Source organism: Streptococcus sp. C150, assembly GCF_000187445.1.
GTDB lineage: Bacteria > Bacillota > Bacilli > Lactobacillales > Streptococcaceae > Streptococcus > Streptococcus raffinosi.
In genome coordinates this window covers 1-655 of the sequence record NZ_GL698467.1, presented here as the reverse complement: position 1 = coordinate 655, position 655 = coordinate 1, and the positions used below count along the sequence as shown (strand labels likewise).

7 tRNA genes are annotated in these 655 nt (G+C 51.8%); all 7 read right to left on the bottom strand.

Annotated features, from left to right (window positions below):
* A tRNA-Phe gene (locus tag HMPREF0848_RS10215) sits at nt 1–73 on the bottom strand.
* Between the two features lie 3 nt (nt 74–76).
* Nucleotides 77–150, bottom strand: a tRNA-Met gene (locus tag HMPREF0848_RS10210).
* 9 nt (nt 151–159) lie between these two features.
* Nucleotides 160–249 (bottom strand) — tRNA-Ser (locus tag HMPREF0848_RS10205).
* 8 nt (nt 250–257) lie between these two features.
* A tRNA-Glu gene (locus HMPREF0848_RS10200) sits at nt 258–329 on the bottom strand.
* Between the two features lie 6 nt (nt 330–335).
* Nucleotides 336–409: transfer RNA gene (locus HMPREF0848_RS10195), tRNA-Ile, on the bottom strand.
* A gap of 33 nt (nt 410–442) precedes the next feature.
* A tRNA-Gly gene (locus HMPREF0848_RS10190) sits at nt 443–513 on the bottom strand.
* Between the two features lie 4 nt (nt 514–517).
* Nucleotides 518–590: transfer RNA gene (locus HMPREF0848_RS10185), tRNA-Val, on the bottom strand.
* Nucleotides 591–655 lie beyond the last annotated feature (65 nt).

The following is a 655-nucleotide window of genomic DNA, read 5'->3' as shown; positions in this document are numbered from 1 at the left end:
TGGCGCGAGACGGAATCGAACCGCCGACACATGGAGCTTCAATCCATTGCTCTACCAACTGAGCTACCGAGCCAAATTGCGGGAGCAGGATTTGAACCTACGACCTTCGGGTTATGAGCCCGACGAGCTACCTAGCTGCTCCATCCCGCGATAAAATTAAGGAGGATGTGGGATTCGAACCCACGCACGCTTTTACACGCCTGACGGTTTTCAAGACCGTTCCCTTCAGCCGGACTTGGGTAATCCTCCAAATAACATAGTCCGTACGGGATTCGAACCCGTGTTACCGCCGTGAAAAGGCGGTGTCTTAACCCCTTGACCAACGGACCATATAATGGGCACGAGTGGAATCGAACCACCGACCTCACGCTTATCAGGCGTGCGCTCTAACCATCTGAGCTACGCGCCCAAGCTAAATGCTTGGTTATTTGTTTCCAAATAAAGCGGGTGACGAGAATCGAACTCGCGACAACAGCTTGGAAGGCTGTAGTTTTACCACTAAACTACACCCGCTAAATGGGAGTTAACGGGATCGAACCGCTGACCCTCTGCTTGTAAGGCAGATGCTCTCCCAGCTGAGCTAAACTCCCTCTTGGTCGTTTAACTCAGCCAACGGTCAGAAACTTCGTTTCTCTTATCCGCCGATTGAAATCTC